The sequence below is a fragment of the Pseudomonas sp. BO3-4 genome (assembly GCF_034044115.1).
Taxonomy (GTDB): Bacteria; Pseudomonadota; Gammaproteobacteria; order Pseudomonadales; family Pseudomonadaceae; genus Aquipseudomonas; species Aquipseudomonas alloputida.
In genome coordinates this window covers 3,884,931-3,905,417 of the sequence record NZ_CP139018.1, presented here as the reverse complement: position 1 = coordinate 3,905,417, position 20,487 = coordinate 3,884,931, and the positions used below count along the sequence as shown (strand labels likewise).

At 63.1% G+C, this 20,487-nt stretch carries 19 protein-coding genes; 7 read left to right on the top strand and 12 right to left on the bottom strand.

Annotation, left to right across the window (positions count from 1 at the left end; all coding sequences use genetic code 11):
• Positions 1-130: 130 nt before the first annotated feature.
• Positions 131-1,393, bottom strand: coding sequence for a gallate dioxygenase (locus REH59_RS18025; RefSeq protein ID WP_004575382.1), 1,263 nt, complete (start codon positions 1,391-1,393; stop codon positions 131-133).
• A gap of 21 nt (positions 1,394-1,414) precedes the next feature.
• Positions 1,415-2,764 (bottom strand): MFS transporter, encoded by a 1,350-nt coding sequence (locus REH59_RS18020; RefSeq protein WP_003250723.1) that lies wholly within the window; start codon positions 2,762-2,764, stop codon positions 1,415-1,417.
• Positions 2,765-3,155: 391 nt separating this feature from the next.
• On the opposite strand from REH59_RS18020, the gene glsB reads away from it, so the two are divergent.
• Positions 3,156-4,064: a glutaminase B gene (gene glsB / locus REH59_RS18015; RefSeq protein WP_004575383.1), complete on the top strand. Its 909-nt coding sequence runs from the start codon at positions 3,156-3,158 to the stop codon at positions 4,062-4,064.
• A 39-nt stretch (positions 4,065-4,103) separates the two neighbouring features.
• Here the strand turns inward: glsB and REH59_RS18010 are convergent, their stop codons facing one another.
• A complete protein-coding gene (locus REH59_RS18010; RefSeq protein ID WP_014860877.1) occupies positions 4,104-6,515 on the bottom strand; it encodes a TonB-dependent siderophore receptor in 2,412 nt (803 codons plus the stop codon).
• A 252-nt stretch (positions 6,516-6,767) separates the two neighbouring features.
• Between REH59_RS18010 and REH59_RS18005 the strand changes: the two genes are divergently transcribed.
• Positions 6,768-7,424, top strand: a complete 657-nt coding sequence (locus REH59_RS18005) for an HD domain-containing protein (protein ID WP_014860876.1) — start codon at positions 6,768-6,770, stop codon at positions 7,422-7,424.
• A 28-nt stretch (positions 7,425-7,452) separates the two neighbouring features.
• Here REH59_RS18005 and REH59_RS18000 read toward each other — a convergent pair whose 3' ends face one another.
• Positions 7,453-8,616, bottom strand: coding sequence for an AAA family ATPase (locus tag REH59_RS18000; protein ID WP_004575386.1), 1,164 nt, complete (start codon positions 8,614-8,616; stop codon positions 7,453-7,455).
• Positions 8,617-8,762: 146 nt separating this feature from the next.
• On the opposite strand from REH59_RS18000, the gene REH59_RS17995 reads away from it, so the two are divergent.
• Positions 8,763-9,236 carry an anti-virulence regulator CigR family protein gene (locus tag REH59_RS17995; RefSeq protein WP_014860874.1) on the top strand — a complete coding sequence of 158 codons (474 nt, stop codon included), beginning with the start codon at positions 8,763-8,765 and terminating at the stop codon, positions 9,234-9,236.
• Between the two features lie 81 nt (positions 9,237-9,317).
• Here REH59_RS17995 and REH59_RS17990 read toward each other — a convergent pair whose 3' ends face one another.
• Positions 9,318-10,082, bottom strand: coding sequence for a hypothetical protein (locus REH59_RS17990; protein ID WP_003250736.1), 765 nt, complete (start codon positions 10,080-10,082; stop codon positions 9,318-9,320).
• A gap of 64 nt (positions 10,083-10,146) precedes the next feature.
• Positions 10,147-11,424, bottom strand: coding sequence for a bifunctional O-acetylhomoserine aminocarboxypropyltransferase/cysteine synthase (locus REH59_RS17985; protein WP_004575388.1), 1,278 nt, complete (start codon positions 11,422-11,424; stop codon positions 10,147-10,149).
• Between the two features lie 223 nt (positions 11,425-11,647).
• Here REH59_RS17985 and REH59_RS17980 point away from each other — a divergent pair, with 223 nt between their 5' ends.
• Entirely contained in the window at positions 11,648-11,806 is a 159-nt protein-coding gene (locus tag REH59_RS17980) for a hypothetical protein (protein ID WP_004575389.1), read from the top strand.
• Positions 11,807-11,920: 114 nt separating this feature from the next.
• Here the strand turns inward: REH59_RS17980 and REH59_RS17975 are convergent, their stop codons facing one another.
• Entirely contained in the window at positions 11,921-12,916 is a 996-nt protein-coding gene (locus REH59_RS17975) for a 5'-nucleotidase (protein ID WP_014860871.1), read from the bottom strand.
• 142 nt (positions 12,917-13,058) lie between these two features.
• Here REH59_RS17975 and REH59_RS17970 point away from each other — a divergent pair, with 142 nt between their 5' ends.
• A complete protein-coding gene (locus REH59_RS17970) occupies positions 13,059-13,544 on the top strand; it encodes a hypothetical protein (RefSeq protein ID WP_128573742.1) in 486 nt (161 codons plus the stop codon).
• 7 nt (positions 13,545-13,551) lie between these two features.
• Here REH59_RS17970 and REH59_RS17965 read toward each other — a convergent pair whose 3' ends face one another.
• The 4 genes from REH59_RS17965 to REH59_RS17950 all read right to left on the bottom strand — a co-directional run bounded on the left by REH59_RS17965 (position 13,552) and on the right by REH59_RS17950 (position 17,511).
• Positions 13,552-14,547, bottom strand: a complete 996-nt coding sequence (locus tag REH59_RS17965; protein ID WP_014860869.1) for a D-2-hydroxyacid dehydrogenase family protein — start codon at positions 14,545-14,547, stop codon at positions 13,552-13,554.
• 110 nt (positions 14,548-14,657) lie between these two features.
• Positions 14,658-15,656 (bottom strand): MFS transporter, encoded by a 999-nt coding sequence (locus REH59_RS17960; RefSeq protein ID WP_320450339.1) that lies wholly within the window; start codon positions 15,654-15,656, stop codon positions 14,658-14,660.
• Complete coding sequence (locus REH59_RS17955) at positions 15,653-15,814, bottom strand: hypothetical protein (RefSeq protein WP_320450338.1); 162 nt, start codon at positions 15,812-15,814, stop codon at positions 15,653-15,655. The genes REH59_RS17960 and REH59_RS17955 overlap by 4 nt, the downstream gene beginning before the upstream one ends.
• A gap of 14 nt (positions 15,815-15,828) precedes the next feature.
• Positions 15,829-17,511: an amidohydrolase gene (locus REH59_RS17950; protein ID WP_014860867.1), complete on the bottom strand. Its 1,683-nt coding sequence runs from the start codon at positions 17,509-17,511 to the stop codon at positions 15,829-15,831.
• Between the two features lie 129 nt (positions 17,512-17,640).
• Here REH59_RS17950 and REH59_RS17945 point away from each other — a divergent pair, with 129 nt between their 5' ends.
• Positions 17,641-18,264 (top strand): TetR/AcrR family transcriptional regulator, encoded by a 624-nt coding sequence (locus REH59_RS17945; protein ID WP_012052848.1) that lies wholly within the window; start codon positions 17,641-17,643, stop codon positions 18,262-18,264.
• Between the two features lie 49 nt (positions 18,265-18,313).
• Here the strand turns inward: REH59_RS17945 and REH59_RS17940 are convergent, their stop codons facing one another.
• Positions 18,314-19,213 carry a LysR substrate-binding domain-containing protein gene (locus REH59_RS17940; protein WP_121783687.1) on the bottom strand — a complete coding sequence of 300 codons (900 nt, stop codon included), beginning with the start codon at positions 19,211-19,213 and terminating at the stop codon, positions 18,314-18,316.
• 94 nt (positions 19,214-19,307) lie between these two features.
• Between REH59_RS17940 and REH59_RS17935 the strand changes: the two genes are divergently transcribed.
• Positions 19,308-20,483, top strand: coding sequence for an MFS transporter (locus tag REH59_RS17935; RefSeq protein WP_014860865.1), 1,176 nt, complete (start codon positions 19,308-19,310; stop codon positions 20,481-20,483).
• Positions 20,484-20,487: the final 4 nt, after the last annotated feature.

Sequence of the window (20,487 nt, the reverse complement as noted above, 5' to 3'; positions counted from 1 at the left end):
ATTTTTATTCTCCAGGGATGGGCAAAGCGCTGCCTGCCAGCGGCGCATCGGCGCTGGGCAGGTTGAATCAGGGAGCGGTGGGGGTGGCGGCGCGGGACGCGCCGTCACAGGATCAAGCGGGTTGCATCGGTCAGTTGGGTGCTTTGCCGGCCACCGAGTAGCGAACCTGCTGGTTACGGGTCTTCATGAAGTCTTCGATGCTCTGCCCGCGCATGGCGGCGTAAATGTCCAGGTTGGACACACCCAGTACGGCGCCCAGCTTCTCCAGTACGAAGAAGATCACCCCGTAGTGGATCAGCCCGCGCCAGTCGCGGCGGCGCAGCAGGTCGCTTTCCTCTTCGCTCAGGCCTGCCTCGCGGTACAGCGCTTCGGGTTCGCTCAGGAAACGCTGGCGCCACTGCGGCTCGATCATGCGATGCAAGAACTTGTTCAGGCGGTAGCCTTTGGCACTGCGCTCCAAGGTGTAGGGATAGGTGCCCTCAAGCTGCTCAGCCCCTGCCAGCTGATGCTGCATGTGCTGGCGGTGGCGTTCGTTGACCGGTGCCGGCAGTGCCTGGTCGCGGTTTTCCAGCAGCAGGGTGGCAATGCCGGTCATCGACGGCAGGTAGTAGCTTTGGTGCTTGCGCTCAACGTTGGCAGACAACGCGCCACGCATGATCAGCCAGGTGATCACCTCGGCGCCTTCCATGCCGCCGAGCGTGGCGTACTCGGCCAGTGTCATCTCGGTAAGGCGCTGCGGGTCGTTCACCAGCAGGTCAAGGAACTGCGCGTCCCACTCCGGGTTGTTGAAGCCGCAACGCTCGCCGTGCACCTGGTGTGACACCCCGCCGGTGGCGACGATCGCCACCTTGAGGTCTTCGGGGTAGCTCTCGATGGCGCGGCGCAATGCCTGGCCCAGTTTGTAGCAGCGCCGGGCCGTGGGGATCGGCAGCTGCAGTACGCCGACCTGCAGCGGCACGATCTGTACGGGCCAGCTTTCATCGCAGGGCAGCAGCGCCGACATGGGCGAGAAGAAGCCGTGGTCCAGCGGCTTGTCGCGGAAAAAGCTCATGTCGAACTCATCGGCCATCAGGCTCTGGCCGATGTGCCGCGACAGCGCTGCGTGGCCGCCCACTGGCGGCAGGTCCCGCGGATTGCCCCCTTCATCGGCCACGCCATACTGCTCGTCTACGCCCAGGGTGAAGGCGCTGTAATGGTCAAAGAAGAACGAGGTGATGTGGTCGTTGAAGATATAGAAGAGTACGTCCGGCTGGCGCTGCTGCAGCCACGTGCGGATCGGCTCGAAGCTTTCGAAGATCGGCGCCCAGGCGGCTTCTTCCTGTTTGTCGTGGTCGACTGCGAAGCCGATGGTTGGGGTGTGGGAGACGGCCAGGCCACCAATGATACGAGCCATGCGAAAGTCCTCTGTTACAGGTTACGGCGCGGTTACTGCGGGGGTCGCGCGCAGCCGGGCGTGGCCGTTGGCCAGGATCGCCAGGGCAGCGGCGAATGCCGGCAGGCCGAGGAGGGTGAACAGCAGCGGCAGGCCCAGCCCCAGGCTGAGCACGGCACCACCGATGAGGGAGCCGAAAATGGCCCCGAAGCGCCCGATACCGAGCATCCAGCTTACGCCTGTGGCGCGGAACTCGGTCGGGTAGTAGCCAGGGGCGAAGGCGTTCAGGCCGGTCTGCGCACCGCTCATGCAGAACCCGGCAGCCGCCACGCCCACCACCAGCAGGCTCGACTCCAGGCTCAGGGCGCCCAGTGAGACGATGCACAGGCCGCCGAGGGCGTAGGCGATGGCGATGACCCGGTTAGGGTTGCGTCGGTCCATGATCCAGCCGACCACGATTGCGCCCACTGCGCCGCCGATCTGGAACAGCCCCGTGATGGTGGCGGCGCGCTCGATGGACAGCCCGCCATCACGCAGCAGCGTCGGCAACCAGCCCATGGTCAGGTAGATCACCAGCAGGCCCATGAAATAGGTCAGCCACAGGGCCAGGGTGCCCAACCGGTAGCGCTCGCTGAACAGCTGCCGGGCCGGTGCCTTGTGCTGCGTGGTTGGCTCACTGACGATGAAGCGGGTGCCGGCAGCGAAGCGGCCGCCGAGCTTGGCCAAGGCTGCCGCAATCTGGCTGGCCGGTGCCTGGCGTGCAGCAAGGAAGCGGGCGGACTCTGGCAGCAGCCACCACAGCAGGGGCAGCAAAGCCAATGGCAGCAGGCCGCCGGCCAGCAGTACCGACTTCCAGCCGTGATGAGGGATCAGCCAGGCGGACAGAAAACCGCCCAGGCCCGAGCCCATGTTGAAGCCGGTGAACATGATGGTGATCATCAACGAGCGGTTTCGGGTAGGCAGGTATTCGGCGAGCAGGGTGGTGCAGTTGGGCATGGCCGCACCCAGGGCAATGCCGGTCAGCAGCCGTAACACAGCCAGTTCATAGGGGTTGCGGGCGAAGGCGCAGGCCAGGCTCAGCAGGCTGAAACCGCTGACCGCGATCAGCAGCACTTTCTTGCGGCCCAACCGGTCGGCATACGGGCCGGCGGTCAGTGCGCCGATGGCAAGGCCGACCATGCCGGCACTCATCACCGGGCCAAAGGCGGCGCGCGACAGGCCCCAGTCCTGCATCAGCGAAGGCGCGATGAAACCCATGACGGCGACATCGAAGCCATCGAACAGCACGATCAGGAAGCACAGCGACAGAATCAGCCACTGGTAGGCAGCAATGGGGCGGTTATCGATCCAGTCTTTGACATCGATAGGGGCATCGACAGGAGGCTTAAGCATGCGTGGTCACCTTTGTTCTTGTATTGGAGTGAATTGCGCCGGGTTCCGGTAAGGCTTCGAACGCGTAATGGCCCAGCAGCAACCACCCCGCCGGACGACGGCGTGGGGCGGACTGTAATCCCATGGTCCAGGGCAGCGCCTGCGGGATTTCTTTAATGAGATATCCAATTTTTTTATCGCAGACTTCGTGGCGCTAATGTCGCGTCAAGCTGTGCCGCTCGGCAGCAAGCTGTTGCCCTGTAAAAGACCTGATGCGCTGCTGGCGTCGTCAGGCTTCCGGGTGATGAAGACGCTGACGGTGATTTGTTTCTGAATGTGTGATCTCTCCCGCTCAGTCTTCGTCAAGAAGACTGCCCCTCGCCGTCGTCTGGGGATTGATACAGGGCCTTCCATGCAAACGCTGTTGAACGAGATTCTCGAAGAAGTACGTCCCTTGATCGGCAAGGGCAAAGTCGCTGACTACATTCCCGCGCTGGCGGACGTGCCGGCGAACCAGCTGGGCATCGCTGTCTATGGCAACGATGGCAGTTATCACTGCGCAGGCGACGCACGGGTGCCATTCTCGGTGCAGAGCATTTCCAAGGTGTTCAGCCTGGTTCAGGCCATTGGCCATTCGGGGGAAGCCATTTGGGAGCGGTTGGGGCATGAGCCTTCGGGTCAGCCGTTCAACTCGCTGGTGCAGCTGGAGTTCGAGCGCGGGCGGCCGCGTAACCCGTTCATCAATGCAGGGGCATTGGTGATCTGCGATATCAATCAGTCGCGCTTCGCTGCCCCCACGTTGTCGATGCGCGATTTTGTCCGACGGCTTTCAGGCAACCCCCACATCTCGATCAATACCCGGGTCGCTGATTCGGAATATCAGTTTCGCGCGCGCAACGCTGCCATGGCGTACCTGATGCAGTCATTTGGCAACTTCCATAACGAGGTCGAGACGGTGCTGCGCAGTTACTTCAGTTACTGCGCACTGCAAATGAACTGCCTGGACCTGGCGCGGGCATTCTGCTTCCTGGCCAATGATGGGTTCTGCAAGCACAGCGGTGAGCAGATCCTGACGCGGCGCCAGACCCAACAAGTGAACTCGATCATGGCCACCAGCGGGCTGTATGACGAGGCGGGGAATTTCGCCTTCAGGGTGGGTTTGCCTGGCAAGAGTGGCGTGGGTGGCGGGATCGTGGCTATCGTACCGGGGCAATTTACCGTATGCGTGTGGTCGCCAGAGCTGAATGCGGCGGGCAACTCCCTGGCCGGGATGGCGGCGCTTGAGCTGCTCAGCTCGCGGATCGGATGGTCGGTGTTCTGATCTGCGAACTCAGGGGCCATCAGGCGTCGCCTTGGCGGGTCAGAACGCGTACACCAACGTGGCCGTGGCGCTGCGTGGGCTGCCATACCAGCCGCGGGCGCCAATCGCCGTGTAGTAGGTTTTGTCCAACACGTTGTTGAGGTTCAGTGAAACGCTGGTCTGCGGCGTGAAGGCATATTGAGCCATCAGGTCGACCACGCTGTAGGGGTCCTGGGTGAACGTTTCGTTGTTGGGCCCGGCGCTTTTGTAGTACTCGGTACCCTGCCAGCGCACACCACCCCCTACCTTCAACTGTGGCAGGGTCGCCAGGCGGTAGCTGGTGAACAGTTTCAAGGTGTCTCGCGGTATTTCAGTGTTCAGGCGGTCGCCATCCGAATCCTTGCTCACCGCATAGGTGTAGCTGGCCGAGACCTGCCAATCAGGCAAAACCTCGCCCGCCATTTCCATCTCGAAACCACGTGTCTTGGTACCCGATTCGGCACGGTAGGCCTGGTTGCCGTCTGGCGCCAGGTTGCTTCCGTCGGCTACCGCCAGGTTGTCCTGGTGCACCTCGAAAACGCTGAAAGCCGCGGTCAGGCGCTGGTCCCAGAACTCACTCTTCAGACCGAGCTCGTAGTTAACACCTTCCAACGGGTCCAGGTAGGTCCCGTTGATATCCTTGTTGCTCTGCGGTTTGAAAATGGTGGTGTAACTGGCATAGGCCGACCAGTGCTCGTTGAGGTCATACACCAGGCCAAGGTAGGGCGTGACGACCCCGGTTTCGCTACGCGAGGTGCGGCTTGTCGCGCCGGACGACAGGGTGGTAGAGGTTTCGTCGCGTTTCCAGTCGATCAGCCGCGCCCCGGTAATCAGCGACAGGTCATCGGCCAGGCTCCAGCGTACCGAAGCCACCAGGCCGTCCTGGGTTTCATCCAGCGCGTCTTCCGAGGACTTGGCATGGATGGCGTCTGGTATCGCCAGCGAACCGTCCCAGGTGTAAATGTTGTCGATGGTCTGGATCGTCCACAGTGGGTAACCGTCGTTGCGGTAGTAGGCGCGGTAGTGACTGGCCCCGACGTAGGCCTGGTGCTCGCGTGACAACAGCTCGAACGGGCCCGACGCCGACAGGTCGAACGAGGTCTGCCGGGGCTCGCCGGCCCAACGCCCCGTCCAGGTGCTGATGCCACTGCCACCGGGCTTGACGGTGCCGCTGGCAGCGGTGGCGAAGGCGTCGTCATAGCTGCGACGGCTGTGTTCGGCATTCAGTTTCAATTGCCAGCCGTTGTCCAGTTGATGCTCCAGCGTAGTGAATACCGTCTTGGTGCGACGCTTGTGATAGCTCCAGTCCGAAGCCGAGTTGAACGTACGGGAGGGGCTGAAGTGACTGCCATCTGAATTGAACATCGGGAAGCCGTGGTTGCCTGCCCCGTCGTTGTCCATCTCCTGATATTCCGCACCTGCTGTCAGCATCGTGCTGTCGGTGATGTCCCACTCCAGCACCCCATAGGCCACCTGCCGTTCCAGCGATTGGCGGTCGACGTAGCTCTGGCTGTCGGTATTGGAGGCGACAAAGCGCCCGCGGACATTGCCGCTTTGCGTCAACTTGCCCGAAACGTCCAGCTCGGTGCGGTAGTTGTCCCACGAGCCCGCTTTCAAGGTCAGCTTGCGTTGTGTTTCCAGGGTCGGCTTCTTGCGGATCAGGTTGACGGTGGCGCCCGGGTCGCCAGTGCCGGACATCAGGCCCGTGGCACCGCGCACTACCTCTACCCGGTCATAGGACACCATGTCGGAGAGGTCGTCCCTGAAACCAAAGGTATCGGGGCGGTTGATGCCGTCCACCTGGATGCTGCCGACCTCGAAGCCGCGCACGTAGATATGGTTGGCGTCGCTTCCGGCGGGCCCCATGCTGTCAACGACCACGCCTGGTGTCTGTTCAAGCACCTGGGCAACATCGTTCAGGTTCTGGTCTTCAATCTGCTGGCGGGTGACCACGCTGACCGATTGGGGTGTCTCGCGTGCAGACAGCCGCAGCCCGGTTGCGGTATTGACCGAGCCGGTGGTGTAGCTGCCGGTGCCTTCGGTGGTGGCACCCAGGGCCATGCTGGAGACGGTGGTTGCCGCAAGCTCCATGGCGCCATCCTGCTCAGCGCTGACCAGCATGAAGTGCTTGTCGCCCGCTGCCTGCACCTGCAAGCCACTGCCTTGCAGCAGTTCTGCCAACGCCTGATGCAGCGCGTAATTGCCGTTCAGCCCTTTGCTGTGCAAGCCTGCGACTGCTTCATGGCTGAAACTGATGACTGCCCCGCTGGCGTCGGCAAACTGGTCGAGTGCGTGAGCCAATGACCCTGCCGGGATGCTGTAACCCACAGGCTCGGCCCAGGCATGTGCAGTGCCCAGCAGCGAGCCCGCGAAGCTGACCGCTAGCGCGGTTTGGCGAATACGGGTGGCGGGGGAGGAAAAGCGAGCGGACATCCATTGACTCCTTGCTGATCGAATACAAGTGCTCCCAGTAACAAACGTGTTGTTGACGGAAATACTTAGTAGCAAGGTGCAGATAGGGCTGAGGATCTACTTTGGCAGTAACATCCTCATCGCAGCACAAGGCTGCTCCTGCCAGTGCTGTACAGGCTTTGAAACCGACATGCAGGCTCTCGGTACTTGCCCAGGCAGTGTCGGGCGGCGCCCGTGAACCCGCGCATTCACCGGAAATGGAACCTACCGAAGATGACCCGCCAAGCGTTTGCCCCTTATCAGTGCCTTGCCACTGACTTGCTGAAGTATCTGCCGTCCGACCAGCGTGATGGCTCCCACGACTTGGCCCATATTCAGCGCGTGTGGGTCAATGCGCACCGGATTCAGCGGGTAGAGGGTGGCGACCTTGAAATCTTGCTTGCGGCCACGGTGCTGCACGACTGTGTGGCGGTGGAAAAGCATTCGCCGTTACGTGGGCAGGCCTCGACGTTGTCGGCGAACAAGGCTGCATCAGTCCTTGCTGAGATGGGCTGGCCGAGTGGGCGTGTTGAGCAGGTAGTGCATGCGATCAAAACGCACAGTTACTCGGCGGGGTTCGAACCGCTGACACGTGAGGCCTGCATCCTTCAGGACAGTGACCGGCTTGACGCCATAGGCGCGGTGGGTATTGCCCGGTGTTTTTACGTCGCCGGGCGAATGGGGTCGGCGCTCTATGACGTCGAGAATCCTTTCGCGCAGCAGAGGGCGTACCAGGACGGGGCGTATGCCATCGAGCACTTCCAGACCAAACTGCTCAAGCTCGCCTCGGGCTTTAAGACCCAAGAAGGGGCTCGCCTTGCTGCCGAGCGTCATACCCGGCTTGAAACCTTTCTTACCCAGTTCATGGACGAGATTACCGGGGCCGGTTAGTCATGCCGGGCTTGTGCCGTCCTTGAATTCAGTCAGCCCAGCGCCACAGCGGCTCATCCAGCAACCCAACCCCCCGCAGCTGGGTTTGCCCTTGTATTTTTTCCAGCTCTAGCACATTGCACCCGTCACAGGCTGCCAGCGCGTTGATTAATGGCGCACTGTGCGATACCACCCAAACCTGGCTACGGCGTGATGCACGAATGATCAGCCGCGCCAAGGCCGGGAGCAGGTCCGCGTGCAGACTGGTTTCCGGTTCGTTCAAGACCATCAGCGATGGCGGCCGTGGTGTGAGCAGGGCGGCCATCAGCAGAAGATAACGCAGGGTGCCGTCCGACAATTCAGCACCCTCGAGCGGGCGCAAAAGACCGTGCTGGTGCAGCCGTACACTGAACAGCCCACCAGGTGGCGCATTGACCTCCAGACGGCTGCCGGGAAACGCGTCATTCAGCGCTTCCACCAGATCCTCCACATCGCCAATTTCGATAATGGTCTGCAACGCTGAGGCAAGGTTGCGCCCGTCGTGATGCAGTACCGGCGAGCGAGTGCCCAGTTGGGGTTGACGGCAAGGCGCATCACGGTCAATCCGGAAGTGATCGTAAAACCGCCAGCTGTTGATGAACGCGCGCAGGTCACCGATTTCCGGTGCCTGGCGTGGCCGGCCGACGATGTTGAAAAAGCTCTCGCCGCTGTCAGCATGCTGATCGAGCACTGCCCAGCGGTTGCCCTCGCGGGCCCGCACCAGGGCATTCTTGCGCTCGACCAGCAAGGAAGAGGGGCGATAGGCGCCAGCGCCCCAGATGGCCTCGCACTTTATTTCAGGGTCGAGCATGAACGCGCTCGGATACGGCAGGGGAATTGGCAGGCCGAGGGTGATGGCAAAACCGAGGTCTTCGGTGGCAAAGCCCAGGCGCAGGCGCCTGGCTTCGCTCGGATGCTGGCCTTGGATGGGCACTTCGCCGCGCCGCATTCGTGCGCTGGTTTCTGGGCCGGCCCACCAGGTCGAATCCAGCCCGCCTTCACGGGCGAGGGCTTCGACCACACCGCCCTGTGCGGTTTCGGCCAGCAGGCGCAGCGCCTTGTACAGGTTGGATTTGCCGCTGCCGTTGGCACCGGTCACCAGGTTGAGTTGGCTCAGCGGCAGCACCAGGTGGTTGATCGAGCGGTAGTTGCCGATGGCGAGGGTAGTGAGCATGCAGTGCTTCCCAGCGTGGACCAGGCGACCGATTGTGGCCGAAGCGTGCCTGCCTTGTCAGCCATCCCTGCTGAGGCTGTTGCAAGTGAAGCAGGCGTGCGCACCGTCTATAGTGTGGGGCAACCTCTCGCGCAAAGGATGCTCACATGGCCAGATCAACAATCATGACAGCCGTTGTCACCTCATTGGCGGTGGCCTTGGCCTCTGGCCCGGTGCTCGCCGACCCGGGTAATGGCAAAGGCCAGGGCCAAGGTCAGGGGCACGGCAAGGGTCAGGCGCCGCACGCCCAGGGCCAGGGTAATTCGGGCGGCCACAAGCAGAGCGCCGGCGGCAATGACTGGCACGGCGGCCCGTCCATCGACCGTGGCGATGTACTGGGCATCCTCGGTGGCCACCGCAACTACTGGAGCCCGGGCCCGGCATTGCCTCCAGGTATTCAGAAGAACCTGGCCCGCGGCAAGCCCCTGCCACCTGGTATCGCCAAGAAACTGGATGGCCGTCTGTTGGGGCAGCTGCCTCACTACGACGGGTATGAGTGGATGCAAGCGGGCGCAGACCTGATTCTGGTCGCCGTGGCGACCGGGATCATCTATGAGGTGTTGAACGGGGCGTTCGACTAAGGCCGCAGGTGCGAGCAGTCCGCTCGGTCCCTGCAGGCGCTGGCGTGCCTGCGATGGGCTGCGCAGCAGCCCAACGGCCTATCAACGCCGCCGCAACACCGCGGCCAGCCCAAGGGTCAGCACCACAGCGCACAGCATGGCCAGCCCGATGGTCACGCCAACGCCCCACGTTTCCAGCAGCCCCGCCAATACCAGATAGAACGCAATCACCCCCACCGCGCCGATCGCATTCCCCCGCACCATCGCCGCCATCCCGGCTCGCCCGCCCTGCACATGGGCGAACACCACCAGTGGCCAGGCAATCACCGGAATCGGCGCCAGCATCCCGCTGGTCGCCGGGCCCAGCCAACTGGCCAGGCTGGTGGTGATCATCAGCAGGGAAGTGGCAGATACCATGCGCAACGGGATTTCCCAGTGCCGGTGCCGGGGGCGGGCCAAGGTATCAGGTTTGGGCTCGCGGCCGCTGGCGCGGATCAGCACGCCGATCAGCACCAACGCCACTGCAATCGACAGGTACAGGCTGCCCCAGTGGGTAAAGGCATAGGCGGCCAGGCCATAGAACAGCAACGCCAGCAGTACGGCCACGGCGATGCCGAGTGTGCGCGTGGCCAGCAGGTAGACGGTGTAGGTGGCCTGCACCGCCGCCAGGCCGCCCAGTGCGCCGGGCAATGCGCCCAGGGCGAAGGCCGTGCCCTGTTCCAGGCACAGGAAGGTCATCACCAGCGCCGAGGTGATCGGCAGGCCGGACAGCAATCCGCCTAGCAGGCCGCCCCAGCGCCGGGAGGCGAGGGAGATGGCCCACATCAGCAGGGGGGTGATGGTGAGTTTCAGGTAAAACAGGGTCATTGCGGGTGCATCCACGCTTGATGAAGGTGCGCCCGCCTTCGACATGGGGTAGGGCGCGGAGGAATCAGCCGCGGCTGGCCTCCAAGGCCTGGGCCAGGTCGGCGATGATGTCGTCACTGTGTTCGATGCCGATCGACAGGCGCACCATGTCCCGTGGCACGCCGGCCTTCTCCAGTTCCTCGTCGTTGAGCTGACGGTGAGTAGTGGACGCGGGGTGGCAGGCCAGTGACTTGGCGTCGCCGATGTTCACCAGGCGTACCACCAACTGCAATGCGTCGATGAAGCGCGCGCCAGCCGCCTGGCCACCCTTGATACCGAACGACAGGATCGACGCCGGCTTGCCGCCGGTGTAGCGCTGGGCCAGTTCATGTTCGGGGTGGTCGGGCAGCCCGGCGAACTTCACCCAGGCCACTTGCTCGTGGGCTTGCAGGTAATGGGCGACCTTTAGCGCGTTCTCGGTATGGCGCTCCATGCGCAGGGCCAGGGTTTCCAGGCCTTGCAGGATCAGGAAGGCGTTGAACGGCGACAGCGCGGCGCCGGTGTTGCGCAAGGGCACCACACGGCAGCGGCCGATGAAGGCGGCAGGCCCGAAAGCTTCGGTGTAGGTGACGCCGTGGTAGGACGGGTCGGGGGTGTTGAGCAGGGCGAAGCGTTCCTTGTTTTCGGCCCAGGGGAATTTGCCGGAGTCGATGACGATGCCGCCGATGCTGGTGCCGTGACCGCCGATGTACTTGGTCAGCGAGTGCACGACGATATCGGCGCCGTGCTCGAACGGTCGGCACAGCACCGGGGTGGCCACGGTATTGTCGACGATCAGCGGCACCCCGTGGCGGTGGGCGGCCTCGGCCAGCGCAGCGATATCAACGATATTGCCGGCGGGATTGCCGATGGACTCGCAGAATACCGCTTTGGTACGCGCGTCGATCAGCGCTTCGAGGGCGGCGATATCGTCATGGGCCGCGAAGCGGGTGTGGATTCCCATGCGTGGCAGGGTGTGCGCCAGCAGGTTGTAGGTGCCGCCGTACAGCTTGGCCACCGAGACGATATTGTCGCCGGCTTCGGCGACGGTCTGGATGGCGTAGGTGATAGCCGCCATGCCCGAGGCGACGGCCAGCGCGCCAACCCCGCCTTCCAGGGCGGCCATGCGCTGCTCGAGCACGTCGTTGGTGGGGTTCATGATGCGCGAATAGATGTTGCCGGCAACCTTCAGGTCAAACAGGTCGGCGCCGTGCTGGGTGTCGTCGAAGGCGAAGGAGGTGGTCTGGTAGATCGGTACGGCCACCGCCTTGGTGGTCGGGTCGGGGCTGAAGCCCGCATGGATGGCAAGCGTTTCCAGCTTCATGCAATCGTTCCTTGAGCGTGGGTGGAAGCGTTCGAGCATGCGGCGGCGAGTGGGCATGGGTCAAGGAGGATCATTCTGGTGGTCCCTGCGCGGCGTTTGCGGCCACGGGGTCGACAGTAAAGATATGCAAAGTTTCCCCGTGCCATCACACCGCAGCTCTAGAATCGTGTCGCTGCCCGATCCGCTAAGGCAGGCAGCAGATCTAGCCTTGTGGAGCGTTTCAATGAAGTCGAAAAACCTTTTGCGCGCAGCCTTGGTGGCGGCGCTGGTATCCGCCTTGTCGGGTTGCTGGATGTTCATGCCGCCGGGTGGTGGCGGTGGTCATGGTGGGGGTGGCCACGGCGGTGGTTTTGGTGGCCATCAGGGTGGCGGCCCGCGCTAAGCTGACCCCGCGACGGACCGCGCCCTTTCGGCCGGGTTGCAAGCGCGTACCCGGCACGGGCGCACGCACCTTGGTCGCCCGAACCGCGCGTGGCACAGCGCCGGTGTTTGCGCTTTAGGGCATGCAGGATGATGCGCTGATCGGCAGTTGATCCTGCTTCACGTCGGGTTCCTGAGGCGAGCGCACGCTGTTCGCCACCCCAAACGGTACATGCACCATCGGCAGGTTTCCCGCTGGCGATTGCAGGTGCGTGCGCTGGTCGTCGAAAAACACATGCGGCTTCAATATCGACAACACCCTGGGTTTATCCATACCGCCTAGAAAAAAGCACTCATCCGGGGATACGCCCCAATCCTTCAAGGTCGTCACTACTCGCTCATGCGAAGGCGCGTTGCGCGCCGTGACGATGGCAATGCGCAGAATCCGCTGGTACGTCGGGTCCTCGGCCAGCTTGCGGTCCTCCAGCATGCGTATCCGCGAAAGCTTGCGGTAAAGGTCTGCCAGTGGCCCCGGCGAATGCGGGGTGCCCTTGTGCATGCGCTCGTGTTCCTGAAAGTCGTCCAGGTTGTCGTTGCGCTTGTAAACACGCTCTGCCTCGTCGTCGGCAATCACGCCATCGAAGTCGAAGGCCACCCGCAGCTCAGTGTCGATTTCATCATCGTAGATGCGCGTAGGCAGTACCCGCCCGGCAGGGTAGTTGGCGTCGATGGCCTTTTGCACATCTTCCTCGTTGGCGCTGAGGAACAGCGAGGCATTGAACGCCGGGATGTATTCGTAGGGCGAGCGGCCCGACATGAATGCCGCGCGGGTGATGTCCAACTGATAGTGGCTGATGGAGCGGAATACCCGCAGGCCGGTTTCCGGCGAGTTGCGCGAGAGCAGCACCACTTCCACCGGCAACTGGTCGGGGAACGCCTTGTTGATGCTCAGGAAGCGGCGAATGAACGGGAGCGCCACCCCACTGGGGAACGGCTCGTCCAGGTTCTGCTCCTGGTGTTGGCGGTAAGCCTCGACACCTTGTGTCTGGTAGATGTCATCGGAGACGGAGAGGTCGAACAGCGCACTCGAGGCAACGCCGATGACCAGTTTTTCTTCAATGGGGTAGGGCATGAAGCGGCTCCTGCGAGTGGCATGAAGGCAAGTGTACGCGCACGTTCTGACGAAAGCCGTCAATTGCGCGACTGATCAGTGGATCCGGTAATGTCATTTTGATAGCTTCTCGCCCCTTACCGCAGTATCCGGACAGTGATTGATGAACCAGCTACATGAACACGGCACCCTGACTCCGCTTGCCGAGGCGAATGGGAACACGATGCACGAGCCCCACCATGAGGCGGACGCGTCGGCCCAGCAGGCCCCCGGGCATGACGCACTGCAGGCCAGTATCGAGGCGCTGAACAAAAAGCTCGTGGCAACTACCCTGGCCCGTGTGCAGAAGGAAGGGGCGATTCGCAAGCACCTTGAGCAGTGCCAGCACCAACTGGCCGCCAGCAATCAGGCTCGGGAGGGGCTGTCCATCACGGTGACCACGGCACTGAAGAAGCTCGCGCTGGCAGCGAGCACCCAGGCAGACCGTGTGGACAGTGTGGAGACGCGCTTGACCGGCCTGGCTGAGCGCCAATGTCAATGCGTGGCGCAGTCAGCAGCCGGTTGGCCCGCGTATCTGGAACGTCATGGGGTGTCGTTGGTCGCCTTGGCCGTGGCTGTGTTTACGCTGGGGCTGCACCTGCTTGGGTAGTGCAACCTCAAGGCTGCACTGGGTTCAAGCGTTGAAGTGCCAAAGCTTGCGGGTTGGCGACGTTCTTCGGCACCCCTTCGAAAAACGCCAGCACATTGTCGAAGGCGTCACCGAAGTACAGCTCGTAGCCGTTCTTCTCCACATACCCCAGGTGGGGCGTGCTGAGTACACGTGGGTGGCGCAGCAGTGGATGGGCCGGGTCGAGTAACGGCTCCTCCTCATAAACATCGACCGCCGCGTAGCCCGGCCGCCCGACATCCAATGCCTGCAGTAATGCGCCTGGTGCAATCAGTTCCGCGCGGCTGACGTTCACCAGCAAGGCGTCGGGCTTCATGTGGGACAGGTCGTCGAAGGTCACTCCATGGCGTGTCTGATCCGAAAGGCGCAGGTTCAGGCTGACAATATCCGCCTCGGCAAAAAACGCCTCACGCGAGGCGGCAGCAGCGTGGCCATGGGCTTTGGCTGCGGCGCGGCTGCTGTCGCTGCCCCACACCAGCACGGGCATGTCGAAAGCCTGCGCATAACGCGCCAGGCGCTGGCCGATCTTGCCATAGCCCCAGATGCCCAGCGTCTGCCCGGCCAGCGCCTGGCCCAGGTTGACCTGCCATTGGCCTTGGCGGAAGGCATCAATGGCCGGCACCAATTGCCGGCGGGCATTGAGGATCAGCGCCCAGGCCAGTTCGGCAGGCGCTACCGGCGATCCGCGCCCCTCGGTCACGGCAATGCCGCGCGCGGTGCAGGCAGCCAGGTCAAGGTGGCTGGACACCTTGCCGGTCTGGCTGATCAGCTTGAGGTTGGGCAGGCGGTCGAGCAAGGCGGCGTCGATGCGTGTGCGTTCGCGGGTGAGTACCAGGGCATCGGCATCGGCAAAACGTGCGGCAAGTTGTTCCAGCGTGGCAGGCGGGAGCTCATGAAGGACGCTGACAGCATGCCCGCTCAACTTGCCGAAGCAATCGAGGGTACGGATTACATTTTGGTAGTCGTCGGGAATGACAATGCGCATGGTGGTCTGGCCCGGGCGGTACAGTGAAGCGTCGAAGATAACCTAACGGGCGGTATCGGTGTCAGATCGGGCTGCAGTCGTCGCACACCATCACCGGCTCATGCGCTCTATCAAGCAGCTTCACGAATTGCCCGCCGATGAACCACGCCGGCCACGCTCTTCAGCACGCACCCCAACACCACCGCCGTCCCTGCACTGGCAAAGATCATTTCCCGCCCGGCACTCTGTTGCTGCAACGCCACTAACGCCGGCGCTGCCGCCGCGGCCCCCAGTTGCAGCGCACTGACCCAGGGTGTCAACGTGCCGCGTGGGTCATTGGTGGCAATTGCCCCCATGTAGTAGGTTAGCGCCAGCACCCAGCCGAAGTTCATCAGAAACAGTGCCATGCACAGCTGATCGGCATCATGTGTATAGCGCGCCAGCAGGGTGATTGACACAAGCACTACCAGCGAGCCCAGGCCGATCATCGGGCCACGGCTCACCCGTGCGCCCAGCAGGCTGGGCAGGGCGCCGCCAGGCAAGCCACCCAGTATTCCCAGCCCGAACGCCCAGCCCACATCCACCGCCTCGATGCCACGTTCGCGCGCCAACTGTTCGACAAACCCCCACAACGAATAGATCGCCAACTGCAGGCACAGCATCCCCAGCAGGGCGTAGCGCCCGATAATCGCGGAGCCGCCGCCTGGCTGCGCCAGGCGCACGGGGGTTACACGCTGCAGCCGTACCGGAATGAACAACGCAGCCATAGCGATCAGCACGAACCAGAAACCCAGTGATGCAATCGCCGTGCGGTGACCGAACTGCTCTGCCAGTTGTGGCAGGCAGGTCGCGTACAGGGCAAAGACAGCGGTTTGAATCAGCAGCGACAGGCCGTACGAGCGATCCTGGCCCGGCAGCCGGCCAAGCCCGCTGATCGACCCGGCATACAGCAGGCCCGCAGCGATACCACAGGCAAAACGGCACAGAATCAGGTTCGTCAAAGTGTCCAGCGCAGCGCTGAGGAGGTTCAACATCAGCGCTGCAAAGGCTGCCGCCAGGTACAGCCCACGGCCACTTGGATGACGCCTTGGTATCGATAGCAGCAGGCAGCCGAGCAGTGTTCCGCTCATTTCACTGGAAAGTACCCAGCCCTGTTGGCTAAGGTCCAGATGCAACCGCTCGCCAGCAGGCCGATGAAGATGGGTTGTACGCCAATGATGATCAAGGCCGTGGCGGCGATGTAGATTAGCGCAGCACGCAGAAGCAGGGTGTTGTTATTGTTGTGCATGGTCGGGTCCGGGGTCAGGCGCGGGGCAGGGTACCTGCGTCGTGGGTGATGCGGCCGTTCATTACGGTCAGCGCTACTTCGGTATTGCCGATCTGGTAGCGGTCCAGTTCGAACAGGTCCTGCTCCAGCACGATGATGTCGGCACGCTTGCCAACGGTGATCGAACCGATTTCCCGTTCCAGGCCCAGTTGGTATGCACCGTTGAGGGTATAGGCGGCGATCAGTTGCGGGATACTCAGGCGCTCGTCGGCATCGGGCATCACAGGGGCATCGGGTTCGCCACTAAGCTGGCGGGTGTGGCCCGATTCGATGTGTTCCACCGGCTTGTGCTGGCATCGGCATTGGCACACCAGGCCGTCCATGCCGATGGACACGGTCACACCTTGGTCGATGAAGCTGCGGAATTTATACATCGACGCCCAGCGTGGGTAGCCATAGGTCTGCTGGATGGCCTCGGCGTAGGCGTCGACCACGCCCCACTGCAACTGGGTGTTGGCCATGACGCCGATACGGCGAAAGCGCGGTATGTCGTCGGGGTGGGTGAGAAAGGCGTGAGTGATGACGTGACGACGGTCGCGGGGCGGATTGCTGGAGAACGTGCGCTCGAACACGTCCAGCGCCATGCGCACGGCGGCATCGCCCACTGCATGCACCATCACGTCGATACCGAGGGCGTCGGCCTTGCGCACATGGCCCTCGAACACTTCCTCGGGCATGGTCGTCGACCCGCAGCTGTGTGGCTTGTCGCAATAGGGCTCGAGCAGGAACGCGGTGTGGTTCAGCTCGGTCCCGTCCAGCATCAGCTTGAGGGTCTGCGCCTTGACCAGCGGCGAGTCGTAGCGTTCGCGCATGGCCTGCAGCCGCGTGACCGGATCGTCCTCGGTGCCCATGTTGATGTAGCTGCCGACCACCCGCAGTTTCAGGCGCTCCTCACGCTCCAGTTGCTGCAGGGTTTCATACAGCAGCGACTGGTCGCCAGCGGGGTCGAGGAACCCGGCATCGAATACCGTGGTAATCCCGGCCGCCACCAGTTTCTCTTGCCAAAAAGGAATCGAGCGCAGGTACAGGTCGATGCCTGTCGGTAGGTAGCCGGCTTCGCTCAGACGTTGCATCAGCAGCGAATAGGCGGCGCAGTCAATGATCACACCCGTGGGCTCGCCGGTGATCGGGTCCTTTTCGAACCAGCTGGCGCCCTCTTCTACTGGCGGGGTGTTGCGGTCGATCCCGGCAGCGTTCAGGGCGAAGCTGTTGACCCACATGGTGTGATAGTCGGTGGACAGCAGGCACACGGGCTTGTCCGCACAGATGGCATCCAGTACTTCGCGGCGCAACATATGCCCAGGCATCAATGGCTGGATCCAGCCCATGCCGGTAATGGCTTTTTCACAGGGGTTGGCCTCGACGTAGGCCTGGAGCAGGGCCAGCACCTGTAGCGGGTCGGTATGGTTGACCAGCGCCTGAAAGGCAAAGGCGGTAGAGGAAAAATGCCAGTGAGACTCGACGAAGCCCGGCAGCACCAGTTTGCCGCCGGCATCCAGCAGGCGTGTGGCAGGGCCGGCGTATGCCATGACGCTGCCGTGGTCGCCCACGCAAACGATGCGTTCGCCGCAGATGGCCACCGCCTCAGCCCAAGGCCTGTGCGGGTCGACCGTGTAGATGCGGGCATTGTGAATAATGAGGTCTGCGGCGGTGGACATGGCAACTCCCAGGTCAGAATGGAACATTAGTTTTGAGTTCATTAAAACTTTTAGTCAATAAAATATTTTTACGGCGCAGCTTTGCGTTATGCTGTGCGCCGACGTGTACGATTCGAAAAAGGTGTGAATGTGAGCGGACTGCGCGAGCAGCAGAAGGCGATGCGTCGTGAAACCATCAGCCGAACGGCGCTAGGCCTGTTTGAAACGCAGGGTTACCAGACCACCACCATGGAGCAGATCGCGCGCTTGGCCGCAGTGTCGGTGCCCACGGTGTTTGCTTATTTCGGCAGCAAGCAGGAAATTTTGCTGGAGAAGCTCCGCGAGGCCGACCACCGGGCGGTGACCGAAGCCCGGCGGCGCCTGCCGGAATTCGACGATGCGCTGGAGGCCCTGTGCTGCTACGAAGCGCACTTGACCGATTACGCATTCGAGGTGCTGCCTGCACCGCTCTGGCGCGAGATATTGCCGCCGTTGCTGCCGTTGCTGGGGGCTGAGCAGCAGGGCGTGCCGGATGCCTACAGGCGCGTCAACGACGCGTTGGTCAACGAGTTGAAATGCCTGCTACAGGACTTGTGCGACAGCGGCAGGCTGGCGGCTGGGCTGGACGTGGGCTATGCGGCGTTCCTGATCAACGATTACGGGCACCTTCAGTTGCTGCGCCTTTGCAGCCGCGAGCCGCTGGACATGACGGCACACCGGGCGGATGTGCGGCGGTTCATGGGCTTTATCCTGGCCGGCATGCAAGCGCGATGAGACTGATCAGGGCGCGCGTGGGCGGCCCTGTCGCGACATGAGGCCGACCCTACAGGCCGTCAGATAGCTGTTCCACCAGAAAATCCACAAACACCCGCACCCGCGCCGGCATCGCCGGGCCGCCGACGAACACCGCATGAATCGGTTCCCGATCACCCGGGTTGTAAGCCTCCAGCAACGGCACCAGTTGCCCGTTGGCCAGGTCATCGGCCACGGTAAAGGTGCCGATACGCGCCACGCCGGCGCCCAGCCTGGCCAGCTGTGCCAGCGCTTCGCCGCTGCTGCATTCGATATTCCCTTTAACCTTCAGTGAGAACGTATGCCCGTCGCGGTGAAACGGCCAGTCGGGCATCGCGCGGCGGAAGTTGAAGCGCAGGCAGTTGTGCCGGGCCAGGTCTTCAGGTGCAAGCGGGGTACCGTGGCGTTGCAGGTAATCGGGCGAGGCCACCACTACCTGGCCGGTCTCGCCAATGGCGCGAGCGCTCAACGAGCTGTCCGGCAGATGACCGAAGCGCAGCGCGACGTCGGCCTGGCCGCCGAGAATGTCAGCCACCTCGTCGCTGAGGGTCAGGTCAACCAGCACTTGCGGGTAGCGTGCGCTGAAGGCCGCCAGCAGCGGCACTACGGTCAACCGGGCATGGCCCAGCGCAGCGCTGACCCGCAAGCGCCCGCGTGGCACGCCTTGGTCAGTGATGGCTTCTTCCACTTCCAGCATGTCCGCCAGCACCCGCCGTGCGCCGCGCAGGTAGGCCTCTCCCTCGGGGGTGAGGGTGAGCGCCCGGGTCGTGCGCAGCAGCAGGCGGGTACCCAGGCGCTGTTCCGTGCGGGCGAGAATACGGCTGACCGCCGAGGGTGTCAGGCCCAGCGCCCGGGCGGCGGCAGACAGGCTGCCCGCTTGCGCCACCTTGGCAAAAATCTCCATCTCTCCGGATCTGCCACTGAAGTCCATTTGTGCCTCTCAGGCAAAGGTGGTTCGCAAAAATGCAGTCTAGTGCGCGTTTGGAACGGATCGTAGCATTTACGGCATAGATAAGGAGCTTGCCATGCGTATCAATCCACCGCTTGTCGCACTCGCCATCGGTGCCTTCGGCATCGGCGTTACAGAGTTCGCCCCCATGGGCATGTTGCCCAGTATCGCTACCGACCTTGGCGTTTCCATCCCTGCTGCCGGGCTGCTGGTCAGTGCCTATGCCATCGGCGTGCTGATCGGCGCGCCGCTGATGACCCTGGCCACGGTGAAGATCCCGCGCCGTTACCTGCTGATCGGGCTGATGGCCATTTTCACCTTGGGTAACCTGATGTCGGCCCTGGCCAGCGACTACGCCAGCCTGCTGGTGGCCCGCGTGGTCACTTCACTCAACCACGGCGCCTTCTTTGGCATCGGCTCGATCGTCGCGGCCAGTGTGGTGCCGCCGGCGAAGCGCGCCGGGGCCGTGGCTGCAATGTTCATGGGGTTGACCCTGGCCACCATCGGCGGCGTGCCGTTAGCGACCTGGTTGGGTGAAATGCTGGGTTGGCGCACGGCGTTCTGGGGTATTGCCGGGCTTGGCCTGGTGGCGATGACCACGCTCTGGTACGCATTGCCCAATGTTGCGTCGCCCAAGGGCGAGGGTGCCATGGCCGAGATCCGTGTGCTGGGCCGCAGGCCGGTACTGGCGGCCTTGTTGCTGACCGTGGTGGGTTCCAGCGCAATGTTCACCGTGTTCACCTACATTGCGCCGATCCTGCAGCATGAAGCGGCGGCGTCCACCCCCTTCGTGACGGCGATGCTGGTGCTGTTCGGTGTCGGCCTGACCTTGGGCAACGTATGGGGCGGCAAGGCGGCGGACCGCTCGATCGATCGCACCCTGATCCTGTCACTGGCTGGGCTGATTGCCGTGCTGCTGGTGTTTCCGCTGGTACTGGACTGGCCGCTGCCGACGGCCCTGGCGATCCTGGTTTGGGGGGCGGCCAGCTTTGCCCTGGTGCCGCCGCTGCAAATGCGGGTCATGGAAGCGGCCAAGGATGCGCCCAACCTGGCCTCGGCGGTGAACATTGGCGCGTTCAACCTGGGCAATGCGATCGGTGCGGCGCTGGGTGGCGCGGTGATCAACGCGGGGCTGGGCTACCCGGCGATTTCCCTGGCGGGGGCTGCGATGGCGGCGCTGGGGCTGGTGCTGGTACTGCTGTTTGCCTGGCGTGGGCGAGGGGTGGTAGCCGGGCGGCAGGTTGCGCTGTAACAGG

Excerpts from the sequence above, each read along its gene's own strand:
- REH59_RS17955 (WP_320450338.1), bottom strand. The coding sequence starts at position 15,814 with ATGCACAACAATAACAACACCCTGCTTCTGCGTGCTGCGCTAATCTAC.
- glsB (WP_004575383.1), top strand. The coding sequence starts at position 3,156 with ATGCAAACGCTGTTGAACGAGATTCTCGAAGAAGTACGTCCCTTGATC.
- REH59_RS18025 (WP_004575382.1), bottom strand. The coding sequence starts at position 1,393 with ATGGCTCGTATCATTGGTGGCCTGGCCGTCTCCCACACCCCAACCATC.
- REH59_RS17950 (WP_014860867.1), bottom strand. The coding sequence starts at position 17,511 with ATGTCCACCGCCGCAGACCTCATTATTCACAATGCCCGCATCTACACG.
- REH59_RS18000 (WP_004575386.1), bottom strand. The coding sequence starts at position 8,616 with ATGCTCACTACCCTCGCCATCGGCAACTACCGCTCGATCAACCACCTG.
- REH59_RS17990 (WP_003250736.1), bottom strand. The coding sequence starts at position 10,082 with ATGACCCTGTTTTACCTGAAACTCACCATCACCCCCCTGCTGATGTGG.
- REH59_RS17940 (WP_121783687.1), bottom strand. The coding sequence starts at position 19,213 with ATGGACTTCAGTGGCAGATCCGGAGAGATGGAGATTTTTGCCAAGGTG.
- REH59_RS18020 (WP_003250723.1), bottom strand. The coding sequence starts at position 2,764 with ATGCTTAAGCCTCCTGTCGATGCCCCTATCGATGTCAAAGACTGGATC.
- REH59_RS18005 (WP_014860876.1), top strand. The coding sequence starts at position 6,768 with ATGACCCGCCAAGCGTTTGCCCCTTATCAGTGCCTTGCCACTGACTTG.
- REH59_RS17970 (WP_128573742.1), top strand. The coding sequence starts at position 13,059 with ATGAACCAGCTACATGAACACGGCACCCTGACTCCGCTTGCCGAGGCG.
- REH59_RS17960 (WP_320450339.1), bottom strand. The coding sequence starts at position 15,656 with ATGAGCGGAACACTGCTCGGCTGCCTGCTGCTATCGATACCAAGGCGT.
- REH59_RS17980 (WP_004575389.1), top strand. The coding sequence starts at position 11,648 with ATGAAGTCGAAAAACCTTTTGCGCGCAGCCTTGGTGGCGGCGCTGGTA.
- REH59_RS17975 (WP_014860871.1), bottom strand. The coding sequence starts at position 12,916 with ATGCCCTACCCCATTGAAGAAAAACTGGTCATCGGCGTTGCCTCGAGT.
- REH59_RS17995 (WP_014860874.1), top strand. The coding sequence starts at position 8,763 with ATGGCCAGATCAACAATCATGACAGCCGTTGTCACCTCATTGGCGGTG.
- REH59_RS17965 (WP_014860869.1), bottom strand. The coding sequence starts at position 14,547 with ATGCGCATTGTCATTCCCGACGACTACCAAAATGTAATCCGTACCCTC.
- REH59_RS18010 (WP_014860877.1), bottom strand. The coding sequence starts at position 6,515 with ATGTCCGCTCGCTTTTCCTCCCCCGCCACCCGTATTCGCCAAACCGCG.
- REH59_RS17935 (WP_014860865.1), top strand. The coding sequence starts at position 19,308 with ATGCGTATCAATCCACCGCTTGTCGCACTCGCCATCGGTGCCTTCGGC.
- REH59_RS17985 (WP_004575388.1), bottom strand. The coding sequence starts at position 11,424 with ATGAAGCTGGAAACGCTTGCCATCCATGCGGGCTTCAGCCCCGACCCG.